Below are 25,792 nucleotides of genomic sequence, written 5' to 3' on the forward strand. Positions count from 1 at the left end.
AGCCAGGTGCGTCTACCCCTGCCTCGGCAGTCCCGGGGTACGGGAGCCAATTCTCGGAGTGAATGCCCTGGTAGAACACCGGCGTCTGATGCGCACGATGGGCGAACGACCCTCAGGATAGCCTCCAACGGGGCCGCGGGCAAGGACCGACCCGCCGGTATCGAAGTCCGGTCAGCCGATCAACCGACCTGCACACCGTCCGCGACGCCGAGTTCGAGCACCCGGAGCCCGTCCGCTTCCGCCTTGGCGCGGAGTTCGTCGGGGAACGCCCTTGTCGACAGCGCCAGCACGGTGGGGCCCGCGCCCGAGACCGTCGCCGCGATACCGGACTGCCGCAGCGTTTCGATCCAGCGTGTGGTCAGCGGCAACGCGGACGCCCGCTGACTCTGGTGCAGCCGATCCTCGGTCGCGGCCATCAGGAGGTCAGGACGACTGGTCAGGGCCACTACCGCCAGCGCTCCCCTGCTGACGTTGAAGGCGGCATCGGCGTGCGGAACCAGATCCGGGAGCAGGCCCCGTGTCTGCGCCGTCGAGGAACGCTCCGACGGCACCAGCGCCACCACCCGGATGTCGGGGTGCACGTCCAGTCGCACCGCGGCGTAGGTGCGCGGCGAGTCCGCGACGCCGGTGTCCTCGGACCAGGACACCACCGCGCCGCCGAGCACGCTGGCGGACGCGTTGTCGGGATGGCCCTCGAACTCGGAGGACAGCTGGACCAGCTGCTCCTGGGTGAGTGCCAGCGCCGGGTCGAGCTTGCTCGCCAGCCCGTTCGCCACCGCGAGCCCGCCGACCGCAGCCGACGCGGACGACCCGAGTCCGCGCGAATGCGGAATCGCATTGCGGCACACCACGTCCAGACCATCGGCCCAGACGCCGACCGACTCGAGCCCCCGCTCGATCGCACGCACGACCAGGTGCGACGGGCCCCAGGGCACGTCCTCGGCGCCCTCGCCCTCCACCCGGATCGTCAGCCCCGCATCGGTGGTCGTCACGGTGATCTCGTCGTACAGCGCCAGGGCCAGCCCCAGCGTGTCGAAGCCCGGACCGAGGTTCGCCGTCGACGCGGGCACCCGTGCGGTCACGGTGAGCCCGGCGGGCAGCGTCTGAGTCATCGTGCTCCCTCCGATGCGCGGTGCGACCACTAGACGAGCTCGAGCGCCGCGGCAACCGCCACCGGGTCGACCGGGATCGGCTGCACAGCAGGCATTCCCGCGAGCGCCGTGTCGGGATCCTTGAGTCCGTTACCGGTCACGGTGCACACCACGGTCTGCCCGGCGTCCAGCCAGCCCTCCTTGTGGGCGGCGAGCAGGCCTGCGACCGAGGCCGCCGACGCGGGCTCGACGAACACGCCCTCCGTGCGGGCGATGAGCCGGTAGGCCTCGAGGATCTCCTCGTCGGTTGCGGCGCGGAAGACGCCGTTCGACTCCTCCTTGGCCGCGACGGCACCGTCCCAGGACGCGGGCGAGCCGATGCGGATGGCGGTGGCGATGGTCTCCGGGTCCTTGACCGGGGCACCGTGCACCAGCGGAGCCGCGCCCGCCGCCTGCACGCCGAGCATGCGCGGACGAACCGAGGTGATCCCGTCCGCGTAGTACTCCGAGTACCCCCGCCAGTACGCGGTGATGTTGCCCGCGTTGCCGACAGGGAGGGCGTGGATGTCGGGCGCCTTGCCCAGCGCATCGCAGATCTCGAACGCCGCGGTCTTCTGTCCCTCGATGCGCACCGGGTTGACCGAGTTCACCAGACCGATGGTCGGGAACTCGGCGGTGGTCTTGCGGGCCAGCTCGAGGCAGTCGTCGAAGTTGCCCTCGACCTGGATGATCTTCGCGCCGTGCATGACGGCCTGGGCCAGCTTGCCCATCGCGATCTTGCCCTGCGGCACCAGCACCGCACAGGTCATGCCCGCGACGGCCGCGTAGGCCGCGGCCGAAGCCGAGGTGTTGCCCGTCGAGGCGCACAGCACGGCCTTCTGGCCGCGTGCAAGCGCGTCGGTGACGGCCATGGTCATGCCGCGGTCCTTGAACGACCCGGTCGGGTTGAGACCCTCGACCTTGAGGTGGACCTCGCACCCGGTGATCTCGGACAGGTGGGCGGCGGGCAGCAGCGGGGTACCGCCCTCGCGCAGCGTGATCGTCTTCCAGTTCGGCCCGATGGCGAGTCGATCGCGGTACGCCTCGATCAGCCCAGGCCAGGGGGTGTGAACGGGAGTGTGCAGGCGGGGGCTATTCACTGGAACCTTCCAATCGGAGAACACTGGTGACCGCGGTCACGAACTCGAGCTTGCCGAGGGCCGCAACGGTTTCGGACAGGGCCGCGTCGGTCGCCAAATGGGTGACCACGATCAGCCCGGCTCCGTTGCCCATGCCCTCCTGACGGACCGTCGAGATGCTGACGTCGTGCTTGGCGAACTCAGCCGCGACCGCCGACAGCACGCCCGCACGGTCCGCGACCTGCATGTTGACGTAGTAGCGGGTGGGGATCTCGCCGATCGGCGCGATCTTGAGGTCCGCGTACTTCGACTCACGGGGGCCGCGGCCGCCGTGCACCCGGTTCCTGGCCGCCATCACGAGGTCGCCCATCACGGCCGAGGCGGTCGGCGAGCCACCGGCACCCTGCCCGTAGAACATGAGCCTGCCCGCGGCCTCGGCCTCGACCACGACCGCGTTGAACGCGCCGTTCACGGAGGCGAGGGGGTGATCGAGCGGGACAAGCGCCGGGTAGACCCGGGCGGAGATCCGCTCGGAGCCGTCCGCGCCGTTGATCCGCTCGCAGATCGAGAGCAGCTTGACCGTGCAGTTCAGCGACTTGGCCGCCTCGAGATCCGCCGAGCTGATCTTCGAGATGCCCTCGCGGTACACGTCGGCGGCGGTGACGCGGGTGTGGAACGCGATCGACGCGAGGATCGCGGCCTTCGCCGCGGCGTCGTAACCCTCCACGTCCGCGGTCGGATCGGCCTCGGCATAGCCGAGCCGGCCCGCCTCGGCGAGAGTGTCGGCGTAGTCGGCGCCGGTCTCGTCCATCGCGGAGAGGATGAAGTTGGTGGTGCCGTTGACGATTCCGGCGACCTTGTTGACCCGGTCGCCCGCGAGCGACTGCGTCAGCGGGCGGATCACCGGGATCGCGCCCGCGACCGCGGCCTCGAAGTACAGGTCGACACGCTTGTTCTCGGCTGCCTCGGCGAGCTCGCCGGTGTAGTCGGCCAGCAGCGCCTTGTTCGCGGTGACCACCGACTTGCCCGAGTTGAGGGCGGCGAGGATGAGCTTGCGGGGCACCTCGATGCCGCCGATCACCTCGACGACGATGTCCACGTCCGCGCGCGTGACCAGAGAGTCCGCGTCGGTCGTCAGCAACTCGGCCGGAACCCCGCGGTCACCCTCGATCCGGCGCACCGCGATACCGCGCAGCACCACCGGTGCGCCGACCCGTGCCTCGAGCTCGCGGGCGTGCTCGCGCAGAATTCGCACGACCTCACTGCCCACGTTGCCGAGGCCGAGGACCGCCACACCGATCGCGGCATTGCCACTCGGTTCAGTCATGTTGCTGTACCTCCAAGCTGAGCAGATCTTCCACTGTTTCCCTGCGCAAGATCAGTCGGGACTGACCGTCACGCACCGCGACCACGGCAGGCCGGGTGAGCAGGTTGTAGCGGCTGGACATCGAATAGCAGTATGCGCCAGTGGCGGCGACCGCGAGCAGATCTCCCGCGTTGACGTCCTCCGGCATCCAGGCGTCCCGGATGACGATGTCGCCACTCTCGCAATGCTTCCCCACCACGCGGGCGACCACCGGGTCGGCCACGCTGTCGCGCGAGACCAGGCGCGAGTCGTACTCGGCCTGATACAGCGACGTGCGGATGTTATCGCTCATCCCGCCGTCCACGCTGATGTATCGCCGGGTTGCGTTGGCACCCAAGCGAACATCCTTGACCGTTCCGACCTCGTACAGGGTCACGGTGCCCGGTCCCGCGATCGCCCGGCCCGGCTCGACCGCGAGGGTCGGCACCGGCAGTCCGGCGAGCGCCGACTCGGTGGCGACGATGTGCGCGAGCTTGGCCGCCAGGTCGTCCACCGGCGGCGGGTCATCGGTCGCGAGGTACGAGATCCCCATCCCGCCGCCGAGATCGACGATCGAGATCTGCGAGGACTTGTCCACCCCGAACTCGGCGACGATGGTGCGGAGCAGCCCGATCACGCGGTGCGCGGCGAGCTCGAATCCGTCGACCTCGAAGATCTGCGAGCCGATGTGGCTGTGCAGCCCGACCAACCGCAGGTTCTCGGTGGCGAACACGCGGCGGACGGCGTCCAGTGCCGATCCGTCCGAGAGCGAGAACCCGAACTTCTGGTCCTCGTGGGCGGTGGCGATGAACTCGTGGGTGTGCGCCTCGACGCCGACCGTGACGCGGATCAGCACGTCCTGCACCACACCGTGCGCGCCGGCGACGCGATCCAGCCGATCGATCTCCTGGGTCGAGTCGAGCACGATGTGCCCGACACCCGCGGCCACCCCGGCCTCGAGCTCGGCGACGGACTTGTTGTTGCCGTGCATGGCAATTCGCTCGGCCGGGAAGTTCGCGTGCAGCGCGATGGCCAGCTCGCCGCCGGAGCAGATGTCGAGCGACAGTCCCTCCTCGGCGACCCAGCGGGCGACCTCACCGCAGAGGAACGCCTTCGAGGCGTAGTGCACCTTGCCGGTGGGTCCGAAGGCACGGGCCATGTCGCGGCACCGGGACCGGAAGTCGTCCTCGTCGATGACGAACAGCGGCGTGCCGTACTGCTCCGCCAGCTCGGTGACGGGCACCCCGGCCAGCCGGACAACGCCGTCCTCGCCGCGGGCGGCGTTGCGGGGCCAGACGGCGGCGGGCAGTGCGGTCAGCTCGGCCGCGGACTCCGGCCGCGGCGGCAGTCCGGGCGCGTGCGGGATCTCCGCGTGCTTGGGTCCCGCCGGATGCGCGCTCACATTCGCTCCGGTGCGCTGACGCCGAGCACGGCGAGTCCGTTGGCGAGCACCTGGCGGGTCGCCGCGCACAGGGCCAGCCGGGCCGTGTGCAGATCGCCCGCGGGCTCGTCGCCCTGCGGCAGCACCCGGCAGTCGGTGTAGAAGCGGTGGTAGGTGCCTGCCAGCTCCTCCATGTACCGGGCGATCCGGTGCGGCTCCCGCAGCTCGGCCGCCGCGGCCACCACCCGGGGGTAGTCGCCGATGGTGCGGATGAGGTCGCCCTCCCGGTCGTGGGTGAGCAGTTCCAGCTTCGGGTTCTCGGTGGAGATGCCCAGCTCGGCCGCGTTGCGACCCAGCGAGGCGAGCCGAGCGTGCGCGTACTGCACGTAGTAGACGGGGTTCTCGCTGGTGGTGCTGGTCCACAGCTCGAGGTCGATGTCCAGGCTCGAATCCACGGAGGACCGGATCATCGCGTACCGGGCGGCGTCGACGCCGATTGCCTCGACCAGGTCGTCGAGGGTGATGACGGTGCCCGCCCGCTTGCTCATCTTCACCGCGACGCCGTCGCGGACCAGGTTCACCATCTGACCGATCAGCACCTCGACGGTGTCCGGGTTGTCGCCGAACGCGGCGGCCGCGGCCTTGAGCCGGCCGATGTAGCCGTGGTGGTCGGCGCCGAGCATGTAGATGCACAGGTCGAAGCCGCGCGAACGCTTGTCCTGGAAGTAGGCGATGTCGCCCGCGATGTACGCCGCGTTGCCATCGCTCTTGATGACCACGCGGTCCTTGTCGTCACCGAAGTCGGTGCTCTTGAGCCACCAGGCGCCGTCCTCCTCGTAGAGGTTCCCGGACGCCTTGAGGGTCGCCACCGCAGTCTCGACGGCGCCCGACTCGAAGAGCGAGTTCTCGTGGAAGTACACGTCGAAGTCGGTGCCGAACTCGTGCAGGGTCTTCTTGATGTGGTCGAACATCAGCGCAACGCCGATGGACCGGAACGTCTCCTGACGCTCGTCGGCGGGCAGCGCGAGCGCGTCCGGCCGCTGCCGGACGACCTCCGCGGCGATGTCGGAGATGTACGCCCCCGCGTAGCCGTCCTCGGGCGCCGGGTCGCCGTTGGCCGCGGCGATCAGCGACCGCGCGAACCGGTCGATCTGGGCGCCGTGGTCGTTGAAGTAGTACTCGCGGGTGACGGCAGCGCCCTGGGCGGCGAGGATGCGTCCGAGCGCGTCACCGACCGCGGCCCACCTGGTGCCGCCGAGGTGGATCGGTCCCGTCGGGTTCGCCGAGACGAATTCGAGGTTGATCCGCTTTCCTGCCAGCGCCTGGGACGAACCGAAGGCCTCGCCCGCGGCAATGGCGTTCGCGACGATGACGCCCTGGGCGGCCGCGGCCAGCCGGATGTTGAGGAATCCCGGACCGGCCACCTCGACGGTCTCGATGCCGTCGGTGGCGGTCAGCGCGTCGGCCAGCCAGGTCGCCAGATCGCGCGGGTTGGCGCCCGCCTTCTTGCCGACCTGCATGGCCACGTTGCTGGCGTAGTCCCCGTGCTCGGGGTTGCGGGGGCGTTCGACGGCGAGCGTCGCCGGGAGGACGCTCGCGTCGAGCCCACGCTCGGCGAGGACCTTCGCGGCGGTCCCTCGGAGCAGTTCGGCAAGGTCGGCAGGAGTCACAGGTATCTATCCTATGGTCTGGCCGTTCAGGGCCTGCGCTCAGGCACTGAACGTAGAGTGGGGCCCCGGCGGGACCCACCGCCTCCCTGAGACTGTCCCACCACCGAAAGAGCACTCACCGATGCCAAGCGGTTCGGAAAATCGCGGCGCCAAGAACTCGGGCGCCAAGTCAGCCAAGGCCATCAAAGCCGCCAACAAGAGTGCCGGCGGCGCCAAGCCCAAGGCCGGGCTCCCCAAGCAACGCAACATCCCCTGGCTGACCATCGGTGCGGTGGTTGCCGTGCTGGCCCTGATCGGGGTGCTCGCGGTGAACCTGTTCCCGAAGTACCAGGACAAGGCGGAGGCCGACAAGTTCGCGCCGAGCTCCGAGAACAAGGATCCCTCGATCGAGATCGACGGCGTCGTCCGGAACGAGTACCCCCGGCGCTGCACGTGAGCGCGACGCAGCGGGTGGCCTACGACAAGACCCCGCCGTACGGCGGCCCGCACGACGCGACGTGGGCCACCTGCACCGGCATCGTGTACCCGAACGCGATCCGCACGGAGAACGCCGTGCACTCGCTCGAACACGGCGCCGTGTGGATCGCCTACAACCCGGACAAGGTCTCCGACGACCAGCGTGACGCGCTGGCTGACCGGGTCGACGGCAAGTCCTACATGCTGATGTCGCCGTACCCGGGCCTCGACTCCCCATCTCCCTGCAGAGCTGGGGACACCAGCTCAAGCTGGACGACGCGAGCGACCCGCGGATCGGCCAGTTCATCGCCGCGCTGCGCCTGAACAACTTCGGGGTCTACCCCGAGGTCGGCGCAAGCTGCTCGACCATCCCGGGCGCGTTCGACCCGGACAACCCGCCCGCCTTCGACGGCTCGGCGCCCGGCCCCGACGCGGTGCCGATGAACGGCGAGGGCCTGGCACAGGATCAGGGCGAGCTGGGCACCGGCGGAGCGCCCGGCGGACTGCCAGGCGGCATGCAGCTGTCGGACCTCCAGGTCCCGCCCGCCGTCCCCGAGGCACCGGCACCGGCGCCGGCTGGCTGACATGTCTGATCAGACCGGAGCCGAACAGCACACAGTCGAGCAGCAGGCGCCCGAGCAGGCGCGAGAGGGTGGCAAGCGCAGTCAGCGCACCGCCCTCGCCGTGCTCGGCCTGATCGCCGCCGTCGCGATCGGGTTCGCCATCGGCTTCCTGGCGAGCCTGCCGCTGCGTGACGACGGCGCCGCCGACCCGGGCGCTGGCTCGGTGGACGTCGGGTTCGCGCAGGACATGACCGTGCACCACAACCAGGCGGTGGAGATGTCGGCGATCGCGATCGCCAATGCCACCGACCCGATGGTCCGCGACCTCGCGTACGACATCCTGACCACCCAGCAGAACCAGATCGGCCAGATGACCGGCTGGCTGTCGCTGTGGAATCAGCCGCTGCTCCCGACCGGTGACTACATGACCTGGATGAGTTCGGACGAGTCCGGGCACGGCGGGGACGGGCACGGCCACGCGGAATCCGGCCACGACATGGGTGCGATGACCTCCGCTGCCGAAGCGCCCGCGTCGACGGGCGCGATGCCCGGCATGGCCAGCTCCGAGGACATGGCCGCGCTGCGGCAGGCCCGCGGACCGGCCGCCGACGTCCTCTACCTGCAGCTGATGCTGCGTCATCACCAGGGTGGCCTGCCGATGATGGAGTACGGCGCAGAGCATGCCGAGGTTCCGACCGTCCAGATGCTGGCTCAGACCATGGTCGACACCCAGCAGAGCGAGGCGGACCGGATCACCGCGATGCTCCAGGAGAAGGGCGCGGCTCCGCTGCCGATGAACTGACCGTCCCGCCTGCCCACGGTCAACGCGTCGTGGGCCCGGCGGGGCGGTCGACCCCCACGTCCATTCGCGCACCTCGGGCATGTCCTCGAGGTGCGCGACGACGTAGTCGCGGTGCCGCTCGAGCTGACCCCGGCAGTACCGCGCGAGCTCGTCGCCGCGCTGGGGCACCCGGCGGGCGCGGCGCAGCGCCTCGAGCACCAGGTCGTATCGGCTCATCCGGTTGAGCACCACCATGTCGAACGGCGTGGTGGTCGTGCCCTGCTCGTTGAACCCCCGGACGTGGAAGCGGTCCGCGTTCGGTCGGCCGTGCAGCAGCTGGTGCACCGCGCGTGAGTACCCGTGGAAGGCGAACACCACGTCGGTGTCCTCGGTGAACAGCTCGGCGAAGCTCGCGTCGGTGAACCCGTGCGGATGCACGTCCTGGGCATCAGCGCCATCAGGTCGACGACGTTGACCACCCGCACCCGCAGGTAGGGCACCCAGACGCGCAGCAGTTCGGCCGCGGCCAGGATCTCCTGGGTCGGCACGTCCCCGGCGGCCGCCAGCACGACGTCCGGCTCGTCCGGCCTGCCTGCCCCGTCATCCTCGGTCCCCGCCCACCGCCACACCGAAGCGCCTGCGGCACAGTGCCGGTGGGCCTCCTCGAGGCTCAGGTACTGCAGGTGCGGCTGCTTGTCCACGACGATCAGGTTGACGTGGTCGGTGCTGCGCAGGCAGTGGTCGGAGATCGAGAGCAGCGTGTTCGAGTCCGGCGGCAACCAGATCCGGACCACCTCGGGTGACAGCGGGATGGCCGCGTCGATCATGCCCGGGCCCTGGTGGCTGAAACCGTTGTGGTCGTTGCGCCAGCAGGTGCTGGTGAGGAGCACGTTCAACGAGGAGACCGGTTCCCGCCATGGCAGCGTCCGCGCGTGTTGGAGCCACTTGGCGTGCTGGATCAGCATCGAAACGCTGACCATCGCGAACGCCTCGTAGCTCGCGAACATCCCGTGCCCGCCCGCCAGCAGGTATCCCTCCAGCCATCCCTGGCACAGGTGCTCGCTGAGGACCTCCATCACCCGGCCGTCGGGGCCGAGACCGTCGTCGTGCTCGGTGACCGGCAGTTGCCAGCAGCGGTCCGTCGTCTCGAACACCGCGCCGAGCCGGTTGCTGGCGGTCTCGTCCGGGCAGAAGAGCCGAAAGTCGCCACCACCGTCGGACCGGGTGCCCGCCGCGTAGATGTCACGCAGCATCTCGCCGAGCACCCGGGTGGTCTCGTGGAGGGTCGTCCCGGGCTCGGGCACGTCGAGGGCGTAGCGCTCGAGTGGCGGGACCGGCAGCGCCCGGCGCAGCCGCCCACCGTTCGCGTACGGGGTGGACCCCATCCGCTTGTCTCCCGCAGGCGCGAGGGCCGCGAGTTCGGCTGCCAGCGTGCCGTTCTCGTCGAAGAGCCGGTCCGGTCGGTAGGACCGCATCCATCGCTCGAGCTGTGCGAGATGGGCCGGGTTGGTGCGCACCGCCGACAGCGGCACCTGGTGCGCCCGGTGCGTGCCCTCGACAAGCACGCCGTCGACGGTGTGCGGACCGGTCCAGCCCTTCGGGGTGCGCAGCACGATGGCGGGCCACCGGGGCGCGTCGGGCGAGGCGGTACCGGCGCGGGCCGCCCGCTGGATCGCGGTGATCGACTCGTGTGCGGCATCGACCGCGGCCGACAGCGCGCGGAACACGAGCCTCGGGTCGTCGCCCTCGACGAAGACGGGCGCCCACCCCTGCCCGGAGAGGTAGGCGGCGACATCGGTGTCGGCACTGCGCCCGAGGACCGTCGGTCCGGCGATCTTCGCGCCGTTCAGGTGCAGGATCGGCAACACCGCACCGTCCCGGCGCGCATTGAGGAAGGCCGGCAGCTTCCAGGAGGCGGACAGCGGGCCCGTCTCCGCCTCCCCGTCGCCGATCACGCACGCGACCAGCAGGTCGGGCCGGTCGAACGCGGCTCCGGCGGCGTGCGCGAGCGCGTAACCGAGTTCGCCGCCCTCGTGGATGCTGCCGGGGGTCTGCACGCTCACGTGGCTCGGCACCCCACCCGGCGCCGAGAACTGACGACACAGCCGCTCGATCCCGGCCGCATCCGCGCTGACCTGTGGATAGATCTGCGAGTAGGTGCCCTCGAGGTAGGTCGCGGCCACCAGCGCCGGGCCACCGTGCCCCGGACCGGTGACGTACAGCCAGTCCGCGTCGGTGCGGCGGATGTGCCGATTGAGCACGGCATAGATCGCGGACAGTCCGGGACTGGTCCCCAGTGTCCGAGCAGCCGCGGCTTGATGTGTTCGGCACGCAACGGCTCTCGCAGCAATGCGTTGTCCCGCAGGTAGATCTGGGCGACCGTCAGATAGTTGGCGGCGGCCCACCAGCGCAGGTCCAGGTCGAGTTCGGCATCGGAATAATCCTGATCGGCCATCGACGAGCCCTTCGGTATTCGTGGCGGACACCGGGTGCGTACCAGGCACTTTACCCAACCGGGGGTCCAAATATGGATCCGGCCGATCGTGGGTTACGCTAACCCCGCCCAATGGCACGCCGGAAGTTTCGGCGGGCCCCCGTAGCTCAGGGGATAGAGCGTTCGCCTCCGGAGCGAAAGGCCGCAGGTTCGAATCCTGCCGGGGGCACCACCATCACCAAGAACCATCGATGGATCGGTGCATTTCTTGCCGCGATCAGCGGACTCTCTTCACACTGTGTGGCGCGAACGCGCGGAAACCGCCATTGCGCGCACAGAATGTGAGCGCAATGCGGTCCCGACAGCTAGTTGCCGAGCGCCGTCAGCGGCGTCATGTCGAAATAGTCCCGCCAGGCCACGATCTTGCCGTCCGGCGCGATCTCGAAGACGCCGACCACCGGCAGGTCGATCTGCTTGCCGTTGATCGCGAACACGTCGGTGCGCTCGTTCATCACGATCGAGCCGTTGGCCACCTGGTGGTGCACGTTGAACGCGATGCCGCCGAACGATCCGATGAAGCCCGTGATGAAGTCCTTGATCGCGGACTTCCCGACCACCGGTTCCATCGGGATGTTGTGGTAGACGGCATCTTCCGCGAAATACTCCACGATCGCATCGGGATCGGCCTGCGCCCAAAGCGCGCAGAACTCGGTGACGACGGACTCCGGATTCATGGGTTCCCCTTCGGTTGGTGGTGTTCGTGTGCCGAAACCTTCTCACGCGGCTCCCCCGCCTGTGAGTGATCCGCAACCCCACCGGGTACAGATCACTCACAGGCGGCGGAGCCGCAATTCCCATACCGCCGGACCTCCGCCTCCCGCGACGCGGTCAGCCGCCGAACTGCACCACGGGAGTGACACGGCCCAGGATCATGTCGGTGCGCGGCTGCAGCGCCGGATCGAGGGCCTCGGGCTGGGGCACCACCCAGTACCGTCCCTCGGCGATCTGGGCGAACACCCGCTCCGCGTGCTCGTCCGGGGTGAGTCCGTGCTCGTCCGCGTCGTTCTGGAGCCACTGCTGGAAACCCTGCACCTCGGGCGGGGTGTCCGCACCGGGGCGCGCGGCCCGGAAGATGTCGCTCTTGACGTGCCCCGGCGTCACCACGGACACCCTGATCTGCGCCTTCTTCATCTGCATCTCGTAGTGCAGGCTCTCGGTCAGCGCCAGGACGCCGAACTTGGTGACGCTGTACGGGGCCATGAGCGGGCTGGGCAGCAGACCCCCGACCGAGGACACGTTCACCACCCACGCCGGGGTCCCGGCAGCGAGCATCCTCGGCACGAAGGCGCGCAGGCCGTTGACGTACCCGCCGATGTTGACGCGGAGCATGGCGTCCCAGCGCTCCGCCGGGATCTCCCAGGAGTACCCGAATGCCATGATCCCGGCGTTGTTGACCAGCATGTCCACCCCACCGAATCGCTTGCAGGCCCGCTCGGCCAGCGCCTCGACGGCGGCCGGGTCGGCGACGTCGGTCACCACGGCCTCCGCCTCGGCACCCCGCCCGACGAGCTCCGCCCGCAGCGACTCGGTCCGCTCCGCGTCGACATCGGCCAAGACCACCCGCATGCCGAGGTCCGCGGCGTGCCGCGCGAGGCCCGCTCCGATCCCGCTCGAGGCGCCGGTGATGACCGCGACCTTGCCTTTGAATACCTGCTGCGCCGATTCCATGGCAATCTCCGTCCTGAGTTCGATTGCCCCCGAGGCTAGGCCGCACCGGAGCGCCCGAGGCACCCTCGACCCGATGGGTGGAACAGTCGCCGCGCGCGGCTACCCGACCGAACGGATGACCCGCATCACCAGCCGACCGGCCCGGATGCCGCGAAGAACGACCCCGTCGGGCCGTCGACGCCTATGCCCGCCATCCGCACGATGATCGCGGCGCCCTCGGCCACGGTCTGGGTGCCGCTGTTTCCGTTGAGGTCTGTCGCGGTGTAGCCGGGGTCGACCACGTTGACGCGGAAGCGCGGCAGCGCTTTCGCGTACTGGCTGGTGATCATGTTCACCGCGGTCTTGGACGAGGGATACCCGATGCCGACGAGACCGGCCTCGATCCGGTCAGGGTCGGTCGTCACCGCGAGTGAGCCCATGCCGCTGCCCACGTTGACCACGACGGGCGCCGCCGACCGATCGAGCAGCGGGATGAACGCGTGCATCATGCGGACGATGCCGAAGACGTTGGTCTCGTACACCTCCCGCACCTGGTCCGCACGGGTGTCGCGCGGATGGTCGAACGTCCCTCCGATGCCTGCGTTGTTCACCAGCACGTCGAGCACGCCGTCGCGCTGCTCGATGTGGGCGGCCGCCGCGGCGACGGACGCGTCGTCGGTGACGTCGAGCGGGACGTGCCGCGCACCGAGCGCGGCTGCCGCGGCCTCCCCGCGACCGGCGTCGCGGGCACCGAGGTAGACGGAGTGGCCGGCCTCGATGAGGGCGCGGGCGGTTTCGAATCCGAGGCCCTTGTTGGCTCCGGTGATGAGTGTGATGGTCATGTCCCCACTGTCGGCCGCCGCGAGCCCGCTGCCCAGGCGTCCCGTCATCCTGGGAACGCCAGTACCACCCTCGCGGATGCGAGACGGGCGATACTCGAGACATGAGTGCTGACGAACGGGAGCTCGGCCGAATGCTGCGCGCCTGGCGCGACCGGGTGGATCCCGGCGAGGCCGGCATCTCCGTCGGCCCCAAGCGGCGGTCCCCGGCCTTCGACGGGAAGAGGTCGCGCACGCGGCAGGCGTCTCGGTGGACTACCTCACGCGGCTCGAACAGGGGCGCTCGCAACATCCTTCGCCGCAGGTGCTCTCGGCGCTGGCCCGCACCCTCCGGCTGACGGCCGCCGAACGCGACCACCTGTACCTGCTTGCCGGCCTCCTCGCACCGTCGGCAGGCACCATCGACGCGCATGTGACGCCGGGGGTACAGCGCCTCGTCGAGCGGATGCGCGACCTGCCGGTCGCCGTCTTCGACGCGCGCTGGACGCTCATCACGACGAATCCGCTGTGGGACGCGCTGATGGGCGCACCGCCGACAGGTGATGCCCGTGCACGAAACCTGCCGTGGCTGATCTTCCTCGGCGGACCGGCCCGGGTGCGCCACACTCCCGAGGAGCGGTTGGCGCTCGAGTCCGCGGTCGTCGCCGACCTCCGTCAGGCGAGCGCCCGCTACCCGCGCGACCGCGAGCTCGCCGACCTCGTGCGCGGGCTTCGAGCGGAATCGCCCCGGTTCGCCGAGCTCTGGGAGCACGCCGAGGTGACCACGCACACCGCCGACCGCAAGACGATCGAGCACCCCGAGGTCGGAACCATCACGCTCGACTGCGACGTGCTGACCGTGCAGGGTGCCGACCTGCGGATCGTCGCCTACTCCGCGGAGGCAGGCAGCCCCGATGCTGCGGCGCTCGACCTGCTACGGGTCATCGGCGAGGCACCGCTCAGTCCAGATCGCGCAGTTTCCGCACCACATCGGCCATAGCGCGGTCGCGCGTCGGATCCGCGGGCAGCGGCAGGGTGACCGCGTCGGCCAGCCCGCCGATCCGGTCGTGGATCAGCTCGGGCAGCTCCCCGTAGCGCGCCGACGGCAACATCACGTCGAGCACCTCGTCGGTGACCAGATCCGGCAGCCGGTCCCAATCGTTCGCCCGGACCATCCGGGCCAGCGGTTCGCGTAGATCGCCGAGGCCGCAGCGTTCGAGCTCGCGGCGGTACTCCGGGGTCGAGTACAGGAAGGCGAACTGGCGCCGGTGCCGCTCGCGCTCGGCGTCGAGGTCGGCCTCCGTCTCACCGGTGATCACCTGGAATCCCGCGACGAGCTCGCAATCGGCCGGGTCCCGGCCCGCGGCCGCCGCGCCCGCCGCCAGCGCCGGGCGGACGTCCTGCTCCAGGAACGACGGGCTCGAACCGGTGGGGTGCGTGATCAGCCCGTCTGCCACCTCCCCCGCGACCGTGCACATCCGGCGGCCGACCCCACCGAGGTAGATCGGCGGGGTCGACGCCTGGGCGTCGGTCGAGTCGTGCGGGTTGAAGTACGGCTGCATCCGGGTGAAGCCGTAGTGCTCGCCCTCGAAGGGCGTCAGCTGTCCGGTCCGGAACGTCTCGAACGCCGCCCGGACCACGTGGACGTACTCGGCCATCCGCGCCGCAGGCTCGGCCCAGGGCATCGCGTACCGCTGCTCGATGTTCTGCCTGATCTGGCTGCCGAGGCCGAGGTGGAATCGGCCGCCTGACATCCGCGCCAGGTCCCATGCCGTGTACGCGGTGAGCAGCGGGCTGCGGACGAACGCCAGCGCGACCGACGTCCGCACCACGATCCGGGAGGTGCTCTGCAACGCGATCAGCGCGAGCAGGAACGGATCGTGCACCGTCTCCGAGACGTGCATGCCGTCGTAGCCCGCCGCCTCGACCCGCCGGGCGTAGGCGGCGACATCGCCGAGCCCCATCCGCGGATCCGCTCCTGTGAAGACCTTCACGCCGCCGTCACCCGGCCGCTGGGTGCGGCTCGATGATCGCCAGGATCGACTCGATCTCCCCGCCCGGTACCGAGAAGTGCTCGGTGATCGCGACGGTGATGACGTGCTCGCCCGCGCCCATGTCGAGCAGGAAGCGGGCCACCACGTTCGGCCCCCATTCCCGGAACTCCAGGTCCCGGATGCCGGTGATCGGCTTGTACTGGTCGCCGTGCTCCAGCTCGGCGATGATCTCCGGCCCGGAATCGCCCGTCCGCTGGCCGTTCTCGACCCGGAAGCAGTCCGCCGCCAGCCGCACCTTGCTCGCGTCGTGGCTGACCAGGCTGCTCAGATACTCGCGCGCCATCGCCACCCGCGGACTGTCGGCGGGCGCACCGGTCAGCGCGGCGATCCCGTCGAGCAGCGGCCGGGCCAGCTCGGGCCTGCAGATGACCAGGTCCGGCAGGTAGGGGTGCGCCTCGTTGTAGACCAGCGGTGTCCCGTCGATCCGCGAGCAGTGCAGGCCGGCGGCCTGCGCCACCCCGACGGGCGCCGCCGAATCCCACTCCCACTGACCACCGGCGTGCACGTAGGCGTCGGCCTCGCCGCGCAGCACCGCCATCGCCTTGGCACCTGCCGAGCCCATCGGCGCGACGTCGGCGCCGATCCGCTCGGCGAGCGCCCCGATGAACTCGGGAGGGCGGCTGTCGCTCACCAGGATTCGGGGCGGGCCCGCCCCGCCGGACCCGCCAAGAGGGCCGACCCACTCACGTAGACCTCACCAAGCGCGGGCTGGGCGACGGCGGCGGCCGTGATCCCCGTGCCCCGTTCCCACAGCGCGACGTGCACCGCCCAGTCCGGACGTCCCGGCAGCCCGTACTCCCGCGAGCCGTCCAGCGGATCGATGATCCACACCCGCGGATTGTCCAGGCGGGCACGGTCATCCGCGGACTCCTCGGACAGCACGGCGTCGCCCGGCCGCCGCTCCCCGAGCAACCCAAGCAGCAGCGTGTTCGCCTCCTTGTCGCCCCTGCGCCCGAGCTCACGCGCCTGCGTCTTCTCGAGCGGGGACTCGCCCAGCTCGCGGTTCCTCAGCTCCAGGAGGAGTTCGCCCGCACGGGTGGCCAGTTCGCCGGCGAGCGCGGCATCGGTCGTCATAGGTTGAGATACTCCATGATCGTGGCGGCCTGGGCGACGGGATCGCCGTCCTCGGGTCGCAGCACCAGTTCGGCGTTCGTCGGCGCCTCGTACGGGTCGTCGACTCCGGTGAAGCCGGTGATCTCGCCCGCCCTCGCCTTGGCGTACATGCCCTTGGGGTCGCGGGCCTCGCACTGCTCGATCGGGGTGTCGATGAACACCTCGATGAACGGCAGGCCTGCCGCGATGTGCTGGGCCCGCACCCGATCCCGGTCCTCGCGATACGGACTGATCAGCGAGGCGACAGCGACCATCCCCGCATCCGCGAGCAACTGTGCGACCTCGCCCACCCGCCGGACGTTCTCGGCCCGGTCCGCGGCACCGAAGCCGAGGTCGGAATTGAGCCCGTGCCGCAGGTTGTCCCCGTCCAGTCGGTAGGCGGGCACGCCGGAGGCCACCAGCCGTCGCTCGAGTTCGACGGCGACCGTGGACTTCCCGGACGCGGACAGCCCGGTCAGCCACACCGTCGCGCCCTTGGTGGCGCGCTCGGCACGGGAGACCGACGCGGCGTGCCAGACGACCTTCGACTCCTTGAGCGTGGGCCCGAGGATCATGCCTGCCGCGACGGTGTTGCCGGTCGACTCGTCGACCAGGATGAAGCTGCCCGTCACCCGGCTGCGACGGTACGGGTCGAACAGCAGCGGCTGCTGCGTCTTGAGCTGGATCCGGCCGATCTCGTTGAGCGACAACGACTGCGCGACTTCGTCCCGGTGCAAGGTATTCACGTCTAGCCGGTAGTCGAGCCGGACCACCTGCGCCTTGGTGGACTTGGTGGTGTGCAGCAGGGTGTACCGGGTGTTCTCGGAGAGCGAGGACTGTTCGGTGAGCCAACAGACCATCGCGTCGATCTCCTGGCCGACCTGCGGGCGGTTGTTCGGCCGGCAGAGCACGTCGCCGCGGCTGACATCCAGGTTGTCGGCCAGCGAGATCGTCACCGCGGACGGCGCGAACGCCTCCTCGATCACGGTGCCGCCTGGACCGAAGATGGCCTCGACCGTGGAGGTGAAGCCCGAGGGCAGCACGACGACCTCGTCGCCCGGCTTGAACACGCCGCTGGCGACGGTGCCCGCGTAGCCGCGGAAATCGTGCAGCTCGGCGTCGGTCTGACGCTGCGGCCGGATCACGTACTGCACCGGGAACCGCGCGTCGATGAGGTTGCGGTCCGAGGCGATGTGCACGTCCTCGAGGTGGTGCAGCAGCGACGAGCCCTCGTACCAGGGCATGTTCTCGGTGCGGGTGACGATGTTGTCGCCCTTGAGCGCGGAGACGGGAATGAACGTCAGGTCGTGCACGTCGAGCTTGATCGCGAACTGCCGGAACTCCTCCTTGATCTCCTCGAAGCGCTCCTGCGACCAGTCGACAAGGTCCATCTTGTTCACGCAGAGCACCAGGTGCGGGATCCCGAGCAGGGTGGACAGGAAGGCATGCCTGCGGGTCTGCTCCAACACGCCCTTGCGCGCGTCGACCAGGATCAGCGCGAGGTCCGCGGTGGAGGCCCCGGTGACCATGTTGCGGGTGTACTGCTCGTGACCGGGGGTGTCGGCGATGATGAACTTGCGGTGCGGGGTGGCGAAATACCGGTGTGCGACATCGATGGTGATGCCCTGTTCCCGCTCGGCGCGCAGCCCGTCGGTGAGCAACGCGAGGTTGGCGTACTCGTCGCCGCGCTCGCGGCTGCTGCGCTCGACCGCCTCGAGCTGATCCTCGAAGATCGACTTGGAGTCGTAGAGCAGCCGACCGATCAGCGTCGACTTCCCGTCGTCGACGCTGCCCGCGGTGGCGACGCGGAGCAGCTGCAGGGCGTGGTGGGACTGCGACATCAGAAGTACCCCTCCTTCTTGCGGTCTTCCATCCCGGCCTCGGAGATCCGGTCGTCGGCGCGGGTGGCCCCGCGCTCGGTGATGCGGCTGGCCGCCACCTCGGTGACGACGGCGGCCGCGGTGGCCGCCGAGGACTCCACGCAGCCGGTGCAGGTGGCATCGCCGACGGTCCGGAACCGGACGAGCTCCTCGTACGGCTCCTCCCCCGGGAGCAGCGTCAGGAACCTGGTGTGCGCCAGCAGCATTCCGTCGCGCGGCACCACCTGGCGGCGGTGCGCGTAGTAGATGGCGGGCAGCTCGATCTGTTCCTCGAGGATGTACTGCCAGATGTCGAGTTCGGTCCAGTTCGACAGCGGGAACACCCGGATGTGCTCGCCCTTGCGGTGTTTGCCGTTGTAGAGGTTCCACAGCTCGGGTCGTTGCGCACGCGGGTCCCATTGCCCGAACTCGTCGCGGAAGCTGAACACCCGCTCCTTGGCGCGCGCCTTCTCCTCGTCGCGGCGTGCCCCGCCGAAGACCGCGTCGAACTCGTTGTCGCGGATGCCGCGCAGCAATGCGTGCGTCTGCAGCCGGTTGCGACTGGCCCGCGGCCCCTGCTCCTCGGTGACGCGGCCCGCGTCGATGTCGTCCTGCACGCTCGAGACCACGAGGCGGAGGCCGAACTCCTCGACCACGCGGTCCCGGAATTCGATCACCTCGTCGAAGTTGTGGCCGGTGTCGACGTGCATCACCGCGAAGGGCAGCGGCGCAGGCCAGAAGGCCTTGGCGGCGACGTGCAGCATCACCACCGAGTCCTTGCCTCCGGAGAACAACAGAACGGGTCGCTCGAAGGTGGCGGCCACCTCACGGAAGATGTGCACCGCTTCCGCCTCGAGCGCGCCCAGGTGGGACAGCTCGTAGGCGGGTGGTGCGTGTCGGGTTGTCATGTGCGGCTCCTCGACTGGATCGGGGTCCGAGCCATCGGTACATTTTTGTACCGGGGCGGTTCGAAATTGAAAGTCTGAGCCGACAATAGAACGTGTTCTAGGTCGGGTCAATCCCCCCGCCGATCGACGCCGGACCCGGATCCGCGCGCCGGTCCGGCCACCGCCCACCCACCTCCGCCGTCACCGCGTCGGCCGCCGCCGCGAGGGCCTTTCCGCGACGTTCGACCTCGGCGCCGCTGATAGACGAGCCCACATCCAGGGTCAGGACCAGCGACTGGTGCCCGTCGGCGTCGTAGGCGGGAGCGGCGATCAGGCTCACCGGATGCTCCGCGTCGGCGGCGAGCTCGCGCCCGAGGTACACCCGCTCACCCAGGCTCGAGACCATCTCGCCGAGCAGCTCGCGGATCTCGGACGGCAGGTCTTGCCCGGCGACGCCCTGCATGAGCGAGAAGAGCCTGCGCCCCATCGGGGTCAGCCGCTCGACGAGGTAGCCCGCATCGCGGCAGTCCTCGACGACCTCGCGCAACAGGTCGCTGTCGAGCACCACCGGCAGCGTCGGTTCGCGACGTAACCACGCCTCCAGGTCGTCGTCGGCGCTCCACAGCACGTACATGAGCCCCACCGGGGGCGCGAACGGGTACGCCTGTCCCACCTTGACCGCGGTCCGTCCGCCCTTCATCCCGGCCGGCGTGGCCACCTCGAGGATCATGATCCGGTCGCCCACCACCGCGGACGCCGTACAGACGGACCCGAACTCGGCGGCGAGCCGGTCGAGGTGCGTGCGCGCGATCGGACCGACCGCGAAGCCACGCTGCGCCGCCCGCCCGGCGGCGATCAGCGCGGGCCCCAGCCCGTAGGTCTTCGACGCCGGATCGCGGGTGAGGTAGCCGCCGGAGACCAGCGCGGAGAGGATCCCGAGGCAGGTCGGCTTGCTGATGGAGAGCGCGCGGGCCAGCTCGGACAGGCCGAAGCGCTGTTCCTGGCGGGCGACCAGGTAGTCGAGGACCTGCACCACCCGCTCGGTCGGGGGCGAGCGACGCCCGGCGACGGTGTCCTGCTCTTCAGCCATTGACCACTCCTTAGAACACGTTCTATTGTCGGACCATCACCGGTCTACCACCTAGGTACATATTTGTACCACTTGAACGCGAGGAGCGGGAGTGCTGACAGAACCCCTGGCCGAGGCCATCGCCGAGGCCGAGAAGCTGGTCGAGGCCGCCCCACACATCCGGTCCGAACAGGACCTGCTCGAGGGCTACCAGTACCTCGCGGGCGGGATCCTGGCCACCGTGCACGCCGCGTGGGCCACCGAGAAGACGCACCCCACCTTCATCCAGGGCACCGGCCCCTACATGAAGATGGGCCTCGACAACCCGGACACCCTGTACTTCGGCGCCCGGATCAACGGCGACGCGGAGTACGTCGTCACCGGGAGGCGCGGCACCACGGCCGATCTGAGCTTCCAGGTGCTCAGCGGCAACTACACCAACGCAAACGTGCCGGGCAGCGTAACGGCCTTCGACGACCGCGAACTCCACATCGAGGACGACGGATCATTCGAGGTGACCTTCGGACCCGGCCCGGCCGACGGCCGCACCAACCACTTCACCCTCGCACCGGACTCCTCGCAGCTGGTCGTCCGCGAGGTCTACAGCGACTGGAGCCAGCAGCGCGGCACCATCCGGATCGATCGGGTGGACCGGATCGGCGTGCCCGGCGACGCCCTCACCAAGGAGGAGACCGCGAAGCGCTTCGCCAGGGCGGGCAAGGCCCTGGTCAGCCGGGTCAAGACCTGGCTGCAGTTCCCCGAGTGGTTCTACCTCAAGCTCCCGGTGAACACGATGACCGAACCGCGGCTGACCCCCGGCGGCCTGGCCACCCAGTACTCGTCCGTCGGCCACTACGAGCTCGCCGACAACCAGGCGATGATCATCACCGTCCCGAAATCCGATGCGCCGTACCAGGGTTTCCAGCTCGGCAGCCTCTGGTACATCTCGCTCGACTACACCGGCCACCAGACCTCGCTGAACAACGCGCAGGCCCAGGTCGATCCCGACGGGATGATCCGGATGGTGGTCAGCGAGCGCAATCCCGGCGTCACCAACTGGATCGAGACGGTCGGGCATCCCCGCGGATACCTCCAGTTCCGCTGGCAGCGCACCTCCCGCGAGTTCACCCCCGCCGACGGACCGACGGTCGAGGTGGTCAACCTGGACGAGGTCGCGTCGACGCTGCCGTTCCACGAACAGAACAAGATCACCTCGGAGGACTGGACCGCCCGCATCGCCGCGCGCCAGGCCGCCGTCGCCAACCGGATGCTGGGGTAATACGACCATGACAAATCTCTTGCAGGACAAAGTCGTTGTGATCTCGGGTGTCGGACCCGCGCTCGGCCGCACCCTCGCGCTGCGGTGCGCCGCCGCCGGGGCCGACCTGGTGCTGGCCGCCCGCACCCAGTCCCGGCTCGACGAGGTGGCCAAGGAGGTCACCGACCTCGGCAGGCGCGCGGTCACGGTGTCCACCGACATCACCGACCAGGCCTCCGCCGAGAGCCTGGTCGCCGCCAGCGTCGACGCCTACGGCAAGGTGGACGTCCTGGTGAACAACGCGTTCTCGGTTCCGTCGATGAAGCCGCTCGCACGCACCGACTACCAGCACATCCGCGACAGCATCGAGCTGACCGTGCTCGGCGCGCTGCGGCTGACCCAGCTGTTCACCCCCGCCCTCGAGGAGAGCAAGGGCGCGGTGGTGAACATCAACTCGATGGTGCTGCGCCACTCGCAGGAACGCTACGGCAGCTACAAGATGGCCAAGTCCGCCCTGCTGGCGATGTCGCAATCGCTCGCCACCGAGCTGGGCCCCAAGGGGATTCGGATCAACTCGGTCGCGCCCGGCTACATCTGGGGCGACACCCTCAAGCAGTACTTCGAGCACCAGGCGAAGAAATTCGGGATCACCGTCGAGCAGATCTACGAGCACACCGCGGCGGCCACCGACCTCAAGCGGCTGCCGGAGACGGAGGAGATCGCGGACGCGGTGATCTTCCTGGCCTCCTCGATGGCCAGCGCCATCACCGGCCAGTGCCTCGATGTCAACTGCGGCGAGTTCCACCACTAGGAGTGGAGCCCGCGGAACGACCAGACAACACAGAGAAGGCACCACATGACTGAACGCACCACTGTCGGGACCGTCGAGGATCTGCACGCCTCGGCCACCCGGATGACCGGCCTGACCGACTTCGGCACCGACGACTACACCGAGGCGCTCGGAGTCCTGCTCGACTCCTACGCGAGCGACGAGGACCTGACGCCGTTCGGCAGCAAGATCTCTCGCGTCTTCCTGCGTGGCGCTCTGGTCGCGCGACTGCTCAGCGAGGCCGCGTGGAAGCAGCACCCCGAGCACGCCGACGTGCCGATCGAGCGGCCGATCTTCGTGACCGGACTGCCCAGGACCGGCACCACCGCGCTGCACCGGCTGCTGACCGTCGATCCCGCACACCAGGGCCTGGAGATGTGGCTGACCGAGATGCCGCAGCCGCGTCCGCCGCGCGAGACTTGGGAGTCGAACCCGGTCTTTCAGGGCATCGAGGCCCAGTTCAGCAAGCACCACATCGAGCACCCCGAGTTCATGGGTGTGCACTACATGTCGGCGGGCGAGGTCGAGGAGTGCTGGCAGCTGCTGCGCCAGACCTTCAAGTCGGTGTCCTACGAGTGCCTGGCCAACCTGCCGACCTACTCGAAGTGGCTCGAGGGGCAGGACTGGACCAATGCCTATGCGCGCCACAAGAAGAACCTGCAGCTGATCGGCCTGCCGGATCGGGACCGCCGGTGGGTGCTGAAGAACCCGAGCCATCTGTTCGCACTCGACGAGCTGCTCGCGGTGTACCCCGACGCGCTGATCGTGCAGACCCACCGCGCGCCGAGCACGATCATCCCGTCCGTGTGCAGCCTGGCCGAGCAGGCGACCGCCGGCTGGTCCAACAAGTTCAAGGGCGAGGTGATCGGCCGTAGCCAGCTCGAACTGTGGGCGCGCGGACTCGAGCAGTTCAACGCCGCACGGGCCCAGCACGATCCGGCTCAGTTCATCGACGTCGACTACCAAGATTTCGTCGCCGACCCGCTCGGCACCGTCGAGGGGATCTACACCCGCTTCGACCTCCCGCTGACCACCCAGGCCCAGCAGGCCATGGAGGCGATGCACGAGGAGAGCCGGTCCGGCGACCGGCGGCCCGCCCACAAGTACACCCTCGAGGAGTTCGGGCTCACCGCCACCGAGGTGGAGGAACGCTTCGGGGCCTGACCGGATACTGCGGTCGCGGCGTCCACAGTGACGCCGCGACCGCCGACCCGGCGGTCGCCGACGATCAGGCCGGCCGGGACCCGGCTCGGCCGTCGGTGGCTGCTGCCGGCTCGAGGACCTTCTGCAACGCAGCCGTGACCGTGCGGAGTTCCTCGTCGTCCAGCCCGTCCGCGAAGCGCTCCGCGATGCCACGCAGGTAGATCGGCGCGGCCTCGCGGTATCGGCGCCTGCCTGCGTCGGTGATCGTCACGAACGCCGACCGGCGATCGTCCGGATTCGCGTCTCGCCGTACGAGCCCATGGGTCTCCATCTCGGCGACCAGGCGGCTGACGCGGGTACGGCTGAGCACCACCCGCTCCCCGAGGTCGCTCATGCGCAGCGCGGTGTCGCTCGGCCCCGCCAGTTCGAGCAACACGTCGTACCAGGCCAGCGGCAACCCGGTCGTGCGTTTCAGGTCGTCGTCGAGCTCGGGCACGAGCCGCGCGTGGACCTGCAGGAGCGCGCCCCACGCGCTCGTCTCCAGGTGACGCCTCCTGGAATTCCGTGTTGCTGCCACCGGGGCAGTCTAGCCAAATCCACCCCACCAGTTGCGTGCGTACGCACATTGATATTAAATGTGCGTACGCACGCACATGAGTGCGGGTGACCCGATGGAAGGTGACACGATGACCGAGCTGATCTCGCGCGACGAACTGGCCGCCGCGCTCCGCGACGACTCCGTGGTGCTCCTCGACACACTCCCCGCCGACTACTACGACAAGGCGCACATTCGCGGCGCACTGAACCTCGTCGAGGCCGACGTGGAATCCACAGCAGCGCAGGTCCTTCCGGACCGAAATGCGGCGATCGTGACCTACTGCGCGAGCATCTCGTGCCGCAACAGCGAGATCGTGGCCAATCGGCTCCGCGAACTCGGCTACACGAACGTGCGCAAGTACCGTGAGGGCATCGCGGACTGGGAGTCCGCCGGCCTCCCGATCGATGGCTCGAGCATCCAGGAGCGCGTCACCGGGTGACCCGGCTCCAGGCGACCCCGCCCGTCACGCGACCTCCGGCACCCCGCCGGCGTGCAGGGCGGGGATCACCTGCAGCAGTGCCTCCGCGATCTCCTCGCCCACCCGCTCGAACGCTTCGCGGCGCAAACCCACCGGATCGCTGATCGACTCGCCGCCGGGACGGACGTTGTCGCGGCCCGCGGCGATCTCGTACACGGTCCGCGCCCCGGTCAGCCACACGATGCGGTGCGCCTCCGGCAGCGTGAAGCTCCGGTCCGCGGCCTCCGGCAGCTGTCGCACCACCTCGTCGCGCACGGACTCCGACATCGCCAACACGAGATCGGCCCGTTCGATCAGCGCGGGCCGCAACCGACGTGCGACAAAGCCCGACGGATCGCCGCCGAGCCCGCGGAGCACGTCGGCCGCGACCGGCTCCATCGGGAACCCGACCAGCGCCCTGGTCCCCGCGCTCTCCGCAGTGAGCGTCGTCGCACCAGCCGAGGCCGGTCCCAGCTCCGCGGCAATGGCGATCGCGAGGCGCTCGGCGATGGCCGAGCGGCACACGTTGCCGTTGCAGACGAACAAGACGTGCATGGCGGGGACAGTAGCCACGCCCCCGTGCCACCGCGAGTGCAGAACTCGGAATTCGCAGGGCGATCGCCTGACATTCACTGACCCGACCCGACGGGTACATCGACCCGCTACCGCCCGGCAATCCCCGGCCGGCCGGAAACAGGTAGGAATACCCGTAGTTCCACGGTCGCCGGCAAGGACGAGGACGTGAACAGTGTGATCCACATCACCTACCGTCCCCCATTGCCGAGGCTCAGATGCACCAGGACCAGCACGTATTCCCCCACCCCGCACCACCGTCGGCCGGCGACGACAACGACGCCGAGCGAATTCGAGCGTGGCGTCGACTGTGCGACGCGCTCGAACGCGCGGGCGGCGCCAGTCCACACGCCCGATGGGTGATCGATTTCGCGATCACCTGGGCGCCATTCGGCGGCGCGAGCCCGGCCGAGCTGCTCGAGACGTTCGGCGTCACACCCGCACGGTTCCACCAATTGCTCCGCGAGGCACTCGAACCGCAGGGCGCCGTCCCCCACCTGGCAACGCTCAAACGCCAACTGAGCGACTCGATCCTGAGGGCCTGGGCGGGCGCCGGTCGCCCACACCATCGCCCCGTCCGACGCGCCGCGTGACGGTAGGGATACTCCG

At 69.5% G+C, this 25,792-nt stretch carries 21 protein-coding genes, 1 tRNA gene and 3 pseudogenes; 9 read left to right on the forward strand and 16 right to left on the reverse strand.

Features of this window, described 5'->3' with window-relative positions; genetic code table 11:
* Window positions 1-179 precede the first annotated feature (179 nt).
* The 5 genes from thrB to argS are packed head-to-tail and all read right to left on the reverse strand — an operon-like array spanning window position 180 to window position 6,605.
* Window positions 180-1,112, reverse strand: coding sequence for a homoserine kinase (gene thrB / locus BTZ20_RS17615; protein ID WP_077043796.1), 933 nt, complete (start codon window positions 1,110-1,112; stop codon window positions 180-182).
* A gap of 29 nt (window positions 1,113-1,141) precedes the next feature.
* Window positions 1,142-2,230 carry a threonine synthase gene (gene thrC / locus BTZ20_RS17620; protein ID WP_077042250.1) on the reverse strand — a complete coding sequence of 363 codons (1,089 nt, stop codon included), beginning with the start codon at window positions 2,228-2,230 and terminating at the stop codon, window positions 1,142-1,144.
* Window positions 2,223-3,536 (reverse strand): homoserine dehydrogenase, encoded by a 1,314-nt coding sequence (locus BTZ20_RS17625; RefSeq protein WP_077042251.1) that lies wholly within the window; start codon window positions 3,534-3,536, stop codon window positions 2,223-2,225. The genes thrC and BTZ20_RS17625 overlap by 8 nt, the downstream gene beginning before the upstream one ends.
* Window positions 3,529-4,956 (reverse strand): diaminopimelate decarboxylase, encoded by a 1,428-nt coding sequence (gene lysA / locus BTZ20_RS17630; protein WP_077042252.1) that lies wholly within the window; start codon window positions 4,954-4,956, stop codon window positions 3,529-3,531. The genes BTZ20_RS17625 and lysA overlap by 8 nt, the downstream gene beginning before the upstream one ends.
* The gene (gene argS, locus BTZ20_RS17635) at window positions 4,953-6,605 is read right to left on the reverse strand and encodes an arginine--tRNA ligase (protein WP_077042253.1); all 1,653 of its coding nucleotides are present in this window, start codon (window positions 6,603-6,605) and stop codon (window positions 4,953-4,955) included. Before argS ends, lysA begins: the two co-directional genes overlap by 4 nt.
* Window positions 6,606-6,726: 121 nt before the next feature.
* On the opposite strand from argS, the pseudogene BTZ20_RS17640 reads away from it, so the two are divergent.
* Window positions 6,727-7,645, forward strand: a pseudogene (locus BTZ20_RS17640) (DUF3105 domain-containing protein).
* A 1-nt stretch (window position 7,646) separates the two neighbouring features.
* Window positions 7,647-8,426, forward strand: coding sequence for a DUF305 domain-containing protein (locus BTZ20_RS17645; protein ID WP_077043797.1), 780 nt, complete (start codon window positions 7,647-7,649; stop codon window positions 8,424-8,426).
* A gap of 54 nt (window positions 8,427-8,480) precedes the next feature.
* Here the strand turns inward: BTZ20_RS17645 and BTZ20_RS17650 are convergent.
* Window positions 8,481-10,860 (reverse strand): annotated as a pseudogene (locus BTZ20_RS17650) (phosphoketolase); the annotation flags it as partial.
* Between the two features lie 135 nt (window positions 10,861-10,995).
* Here BTZ20_RS17650 and BTZ20_RS17655 point away from each other — a divergent pair.
* Window positions 10,996-11,071, forward strand: a tRNA-Arg gene (locus BTZ20_RS17655).
* 133 nt (window positions 11,072-11,204) lie between these two features.
* On the opposite strand, the gene BTZ20_RS17660 is transcribed toward BTZ20_RS17655, so the two are convergent.
* From BTZ20_RS17660 to BTZ20_RS17670, 3 genes are all read right to left on the reverse strand, one after another.
* Window positions 11,205-11,573 (reverse strand): nuclear transport factor 2 family protein, encoded by a 369-nt coding sequence (locus BTZ20_RS17660; protein ID WP_077042254.1) that lies wholly within the window; start codon window positions 11,571-11,573, stop codon window positions 11,205-11,207.
* A gap of 154 nt (window positions 11,574-11,727) precedes the next feature.
* Window positions 11,728-12,567, reverse strand: coding sequence for an SDR family NAD(P)-dependent oxidoreductase (locus BTZ20_RS17665; protein ID WP_077042255.1), 840 nt, complete (start codon window positions 12,565-12,567; stop codon window positions 11,728-11,730).
* Between the two features lie 125 nt (window positions 12,568-12,692).
* Entirely contained in the window at window positions 12,693-13,388 is a 696-nt protein-coding gene (locus tag BTZ20_RS17670) for an SDR family NAD(P)-dependent oxidoreductase (RefSeq protein ID WP_077043798.1), read from the reverse strand.
* Window positions 13,389-13,530: 142 nt separating this feature from the next.
* Between BTZ20_RS17670 and BTZ20_RS17675 the strand changes: the two genes are divergently transcribed.
* The gene (locus tag BTZ20_RS17675) at window positions 13,531-14,364 is read left to right on the forward strand and encodes a helix-turn-helix transcriptional regulator (protein WP_223263824.1); all 834 of its coding nucleotides are present in this window, start codon (window positions 13,531-13,533) and stop codon (window positions 14,362-14,364) included.
* On the opposite strand, the gene BTZ20_RS17680 is transcribed toward BTZ20_RS17675, so the two are convergent.
* The 5 genes and pseudogenes from BTZ20_RS17680 to BTZ20_RS17700 all read right to left on the reverse strand — a co-directional run bounded on the left by BTZ20_RS17680 (window position 14,324) and on the right by BTZ20_RS17700 (window position 20,346).
* Window positions 14,324-15,358: a TIGR03617 family F420-dependent LLM class oxidoreductase gene (locus BTZ20_RS17680; RefSeq protein WP_083742734.1), complete on the reverse strand. Its 1,035-nt coding sequence runs from the start codon at window positions 15,356-15,358 to the stop codon at window positions 14,324-14,326. The two genes, BTZ20_RS17675 and BTZ20_RS17680, sit on opposite strands and share 41 nt — an antisense overlap.
* A 7-nt stretch (window positions 15,359-15,365) precedes the next feature.
* Window positions 15,366-16,492: pseudogene (locus BTZ20_RS17685) on the reverse strand (3'(2'),5'-bisphosphate nucleotidase CysQ).
* Complete coding sequence (gene cysN, locus BTZ20_RS17690) at window positions 16,489-18,351, reverse strand: sulfate adenylyltransferase subunit CysN (RefSeq protein ID WP_077042256.1); 1,863 nt, start codon at window positions 18,349-18,351, stop codon at window positions 16,489-16,491. The pseudogene BTZ20_RS17685 and the gene cysN overlap by 4 nt, the downstream one beginning before the upstream one ends.
* A complete protein-coding gene (cysD, locus tag BTZ20_RS17695) occupies window positions 18,351-19,277 on the reverse strand; it encodes a sulfate adenylyltransferase subunit CysD (protein ID WP_077042257.1) in 927 nt (308 codons plus the stop codon). Before cysD ends, cysN begins: the two co-directional genes overlap by 1 nt.
* Window positions 19,278-19,374: 97 nt before the next feature.
* A complete protein-coding gene (locus BTZ20_RS17700; protein ID WP_077042258.1) occupies window positions 19,375-20,346 on the reverse strand; it encodes an IclR family transcriptional regulator in 972 nt (323 codons plus the stop codon).
* A 91-nt stretch (window positions 20,347-20,437) separates the two neighbouring features.
* Here BTZ20_RS17700 and BTZ20_RS17705 point away from each other — a divergent pair, with 91 nt between their 5' ends.
* Genes BTZ20_RS17705 through BTZ20_RS17715 form a run of 3 tightly spaced genes read left to right on the forward strand, consistent with a single transcriptional unit; the run spans window position 20,438 to window position 23,576 of the window.
* A complete protein-coding gene (locus BTZ20_RS17705; RefSeq protein ID WP_077042259.1) occupies window positions 20,438-21,604 on the forward strand; it encodes a DUF1214 domain-containing protein in 1,167 nt (388 codons plus the stop codon).
* Between the two features lie 7 nt (window positions 21,605-21,611).
* Entirely contained in the window at window positions 21,612-22,394 is a 783-nt protein-coding gene (locus BTZ20_RS17710; protein WP_077042260.1) for an SDR family oxidoreductase, read from the forward strand.
* Between the two features lie 45 nt (window positions 22,395-22,439).
* The gene (locus BTZ20_RS17715; protein WP_077042261.1) at window positions 22,440-23,576 is read left to right on the forward strand and encodes a sulfotransferase family protein; all 1,137 of its coding nucleotides are present in this window, start codon (window positions 22,440-22,442) and stop codon (window positions 23,574-23,576) included.
* A gap of 64 nt (window positions 23,577-23,640) precedes the next feature.
* Here the strand turns inward: BTZ20_RS17715 and BTZ20_RS17720 are convergent, their stop codons facing one another.
* Window positions 23,641-24,132 (reverse strand): MarR family winged helix-turn-helix transcriptional regulator, encoded by a 492-nt coding sequence (locus tag BTZ20_RS17720; RefSeq protein ID WP_083742735.1) that lies wholly within the window; start codon window positions 24,130-24,132, stop codon window positions 23,641-23,643.
* 109 nt (window positions 24,133-24,241) lie between these two features.
* Here BTZ20_RS17720 and BTZ20_RS17725 point away from each other — a divergent pair, with 109 nt between their 5' ends.
* Window positions 24,242-24,592 carry a rhodanese-like domain-containing protein gene (locus BTZ20_RS17725; protein ID WP_077043801.1) on the forward strand — a complete coding sequence of 117 codons (351 nt, stop codon included), beginning with the start codon at window positions 24,242-24,244 and terminating at the stop codon, window positions 24,590-24,592.
* Between the two features lie 24 nt (window positions 24,593-24,616).
* Here the strand turns inward: BTZ20_RS17725 and BTZ20_RS17730 are convergent, their stop codons facing one another.
* The gene (locus BTZ20_RS17730) at window positions 24,617-25,165 is read right to left on the reverse strand and encodes a hypothetical protein (RefSeq protein ID WP_077042262.1); all 549 of its coding nucleotides are present in this window, start codon (window positions 25,163-25,165) and stop codon (window positions 24,617-24,619) included.
* Window positions 25,166-25,401: 236 nt separating this feature from the next.
* Between BTZ20_RS17730 and BTZ20_RS26855 the strand changes: the two genes are divergently transcribed.
* Complete coding sequence (locus BTZ20_RS26855) at window positions 25,402-25,776, forward strand: hypothetical protein (RefSeq protein ID WP_077042263.1); 375 nt, start codon at window positions 25,402-25,404, stop codon at window positions 25,774-25,776.
* Window positions 25,777-25,792 lie beyond the last annotated feature (16 nt).

Origin of the sequence: Rhodococcus sp. MTM3W5.2 (assembly GCF_001984015.1) — a bacterium.
Classification (GTDB): domain Bacteria; phylum Actinomycetota; class Actinomycetes; order Mycobacteriales; family Mycobacteriaceae; genus Rhodococcus_G; species Rhodococcus_G oryzae.

Coding starts and splice junctions, on each gene's coding strand:
- thrB (WP_077043796.1), bottom strand. CDS start 1,112: ATGACTCAGACGCTGCCCGCCGGGCTCACCGTGACCGCACGGGTGCCC.
- BTZ20_RS17625 (WP_077042251.1), bottom strand. CDS start 3,536: ATGACTGAACCGAGTGGCAATGCCGCGATCGGTGTGGCGGTCCTCGGC.
- BTZ20_RS17645 (WP_077043797.1), top strand. CDS start 7,647: ATGTCTGATCAGACCGGAGCCGAACAGCACACAGTCGAGCAGCAGGCG.
- BTZ20_RS17660 (WP_077042254.1), bottom strand. CDS start 11,573: ATGAATCCGGAGTCCGTCGTCACCGAGTTCTGCGCGCTTTGGGCGCAG.
- BTZ20_RS17665 (WP_077042255.1), bottom strand. CDS start 12,567: ATGGAATCGGCGCAGCAGGTATTCAAAGGCAAGGTCGCGGTCATCACC.
- BTZ20_RS17670 (WP_077043798.1), bottom strand. CDS start 13,388: ATGACCATCACACTCATCACCGGAGCCAACAAGGGCCTCGGATTCGAA.
- cysN (WP_077042256.1), bottom strand. CDS start 18,351: ATGTCGCAGTCCCACCACGCCCTGCAGCTGCTCCGCGTCGCCACCGCG.
- cysD (WP_077042257.1), bottom strand. CDS start 19,277: ATGACAACCCGACACGCACCACCCGCCTACGAGCTGTCCCACCTGGGC.
- BTZ20_RS17700 (WP_077042258.1), bottom strand. CDS start 20,346: ATGGCTGAAGAGCAGGACACCGTCGCCGGGCGTCGCTCGCCCCCGACC.
- BTZ20_RS17710 (WP_077042260.1), top strand. CDS start 21,612: ATGACAAATCTCTTGCAGGACAAAGTCGTTGTGATCTCGGGTGTCGGA.
- BTZ20_RS17715 (WP_077042261.1), top strand. CDS start 22,440: ATGACTGAACGCACCACTGTCGGGACCGTCGAGGATCTGCACGCCTCG.
- BTZ20_RS17725 (WP_077043801.1), top strand. CDS start 24,242: ATGACCGAGCTGATCTCGCGCGACGAACTGGCCGCCGCGCTCCGCGAC.
- BTZ20_RS17730 (WP_077042262.1), bottom strand. CDS start 25,165: ATGCACGTCTTGTTCGTCTGCAACGGCAACGTGTGCCGCTCGGCCATC.
- BTZ20_RS26855 (WP_077042263.1), top strand. CDS start 25,402: ATGCACCAGGACCAGCACGTATTCCCCCACCCCGCACCACCGTCGGCC.